The following is a 1,775-nucleotide window of genomic DNA, read 5'->3' as shown; positions in this document are numbered from 1 at the left end:
GCGTTTCTGCGGTTGTCTCAAGTGACAGATCTAAGGAGGGCAAGCCAATGGTATTCAGAGTTGCTGCAAGCGATCGCTTCTTTATCTCAAATGCCAAGACGCTGCCCCCCTGCGCGTGAGAATGAGTATTTTAGTCAAGAAATTCGACAACTGCTTTACGGTCGTGGACGCAACTCATACCGCATTATCTTTACGATTTTAGAAGGGCAAGAAGTTTCTACCGTTCGGATTTTGCACATTCGACACGGCACACAACAGACGCTTGGTGAAGATCCAGAAGAACCCAAAGCGACTTAACCGCCATAGAGGTCTTCTCGACGGAAGGTTAGATCAGGGGAAGCTAACCCAACAGGATAGGTTGAAAATTGCAGGGACGATCGCTGTGAAGTAGAGGCAGATTGCTCATCAATCACAATCACGACTTGATGCTGACCGGGAGAAATATCAGGCGGCACTTGTAGGATGAGTTGCCCATCTTCGGTAATTGTTGCGGTAGCTTCGATCTCTTCGAGTTACCCGCAAGGGGTCGTTCTCATACCGTTCAAAATTGTTTGAGTTTAGTCTAACACTTCACGGATGGTCGATCGAACCTTTGTCAAAGCGCGATCGTTGAGTGTAGGGTTCTCTGAAGTGGGGCGATCGCTTAAACTAAATGAGCAATGCTAGATGGAACGGCTATGCAAGTTAAAGACCTTACGATTAACGAACTGAAAACTCTGATTCGAGAAACGGTCATGGAAGCTTTGGACGAGTTTTTGCCAGACCCCGATGAAGGCGCAACGGTTAAAGAGGAACTTCAACAAGAGCTTTTGGAGATTCGCAAGCGTAGAGCGTTGGGAATTCGCGGCATTCCAGCAGATGAGGTGATGCAAAAATTGGGACTGAGTCGCCAATGAGCTATTGGGTTGAATATGAGTCAGAAGCGTTTGCTGATTTAGAGCGGCTAACTCAGACACTTCGTGAGCGAATCGTTAGTAAGATTCATTGGCTGGCTGAGAATTTTGACCAAATTACGCCACAGCCTTTGACCGCTAATCTGTCGGGCTTCTTTAAACTAAGAGTCGGTGATTACCGAGTGATTTATGAATATAGCCAGGAGGAAAGAGTCATTTTTATCAACCGGATTAGGCATCGACGAGAAGTTTATGGTTGATTCCGTAAGAAGGTTGAGATTAGTTCTGGCGCTGCGCCTGGTCTTTTCATCAAGGGATTGACAGGCATCCCAAAAAGAGGGCAGGGTTGCCGAGTTCATAGCTGGTCGTAGTCTAGTGGGCTAGAAAGCCCTTGAGCAATCTCTTGTTTGGCACGTCGAGCCGCTTCGATGAGCTTTGTCTGAGTTTGCTTGAATGAGTCATCCCACTGAAGTTCGTCTTGCAGGTCGTCGATGTACTCGCGAAGATGATCGATAACCTGCTCTTGTAGGTTCTCAGGCAGAGATTCCATCATCTTGACTACGGTGGCGATCGTTGGAGACGACATGACTAAAATTCCTTCTGCTGGTTTCATGATTTTACCCTAACACCTATACCGAGAGCAGCCGATCGCTCCTCATCCTCCCCAACTCAAAACGCTTCTCATTTCATCTCTTGTCTCACCTGCTCTCGCAACTGAAGCAACTCACCAGGTTTGAAGTTAAGTTTGATCGCTCGATCAATGTCTGCCAAAGCACGATCGTACTGCTGCTTTTTGAAATAAAATTCCCCCCGATTTGCATAAGCCACAGCATATTTGGGGTCAAGGTGGATGGCTTGGTTGTAAGCGGCGATCGCCTCATC

The 1,775-nt window shown here is 47.3% G+C and carries 6 protein-coding genes; 3 read left to right on the top strand and 3 right to left on the bottom strand.

Translation table 11 applies throughout. From position 1 onward, the window contains the following. A partial coding sequence (locus tag ACKFKF_RS00910; protein ID WP_446865956.1) for a type II toxin-antitoxin system RelE/ParE family toxin occupies positions 1 to 297 on the top strand: 297 nt, incomplete at its 5' end. Here the strand turns inward: ACKFKF_RS00910 and ACKFKF_RS00905 are convergent. After that, a complete protein-coding gene (locus tag ACKFKF_RS00905) occupies positions 294 to 455 on the bottom strand; it encodes a hypothetical protein (RefSeq protein ID WP_446857329.1) in 162 nt (53 codons plus the stop codon). The genes ACKFKF_RS00910 and ACKFKF_RS00905 overlap by 4 nt on opposite strands. Positions 456 to 677: 222 nt before the next feature. On the opposite strand from ACKFKF_RS00905, the gene ACKFKF_RS00900 reads away from it, so the two are divergent. Together ACKFKF_RS00900 and ACKFKF_RS00895 are read left to right on the top strand one after the other, a co-directional pair. Beyond that, positions 678 to 896: a hypothetical protein gene (locus ACKFKF_RS00900; protein WP_446865955.1), complete on the top strand. Its 219-nt coding sequence runs from the start codon at positions 678 to 680 to the stop codon at positions 894 to 896. Beyond that, a complete protein-coding gene (locus ACKFKF_RS00895; RefSeq protein ID WP_446857327.1) occupies positions 893 to 1,153 on the top strand; it encodes a type II toxin-antitoxin system RelE family toxin in 261 nt (86 codons plus the stop codon). Before ACKFKF_RS00900 ends, ACKFKF_RS00895 begins: the two co-directional genes overlap by 4 nt. 95 nt (positions 1,154 to 1,248) lie before the next feature. Here ACKFKF_RS00895 and ACKFKF_RS00890 read toward each other — a convergent pair whose 3' ends face one another. After that, positions 1,249 to 1,506 (bottom strand): hypothetical protein, encoded by a 258-nt coding sequence (locus tag ACKFKF_RS00890; protein WP_446857326.1) that lies wholly within the window; start codon positions 1,504 to 1,506, stop codon positions 1,249 to 1,251. Between the two features lie 68 nt (positions 1,507 to 1,574). Continuing rightward, the coding region (locus tag ACKFKF_RS00885) for a tetratricopeptide repeat protein (RefSeq protein WP_446865954.1) at positions 1,575 to 1,775 on the bottom strand (201 nt) is incomplete at its 5' end.

Source organism: Phormidesmis sp. 146-12, assembly GCF_052939495.1.
The sequence above is the reverse complement of the archived record's forward strand: the minus strand, read 5'-3'. Positions and strand labels throughout refer to the sequence as shown.

Coding starts and splice junctions, on each gene's coding strand:
- ACKFKF_RS00900 (WP_446865955.1), top strand. CDS start 678: ATGCAAGTTAAAGACCTTACGATTAACGAACTGAAAACTCTGATTCGA.
- ACKFKF_RS00895 (WP_446857327.1), top strand. CDS start 893: ATGAGCTATTGGGTTGAATATGAGTCAGAAGCGTTTGCTGATTTAGAG.
- ACKFKF_RS00890 (WP_446857326.1), bottom strand. CDS start 1,506: ATGAAACCAGCAGAAGGAATTTTAGTCATGTCGTCTCCAACGATCGCC.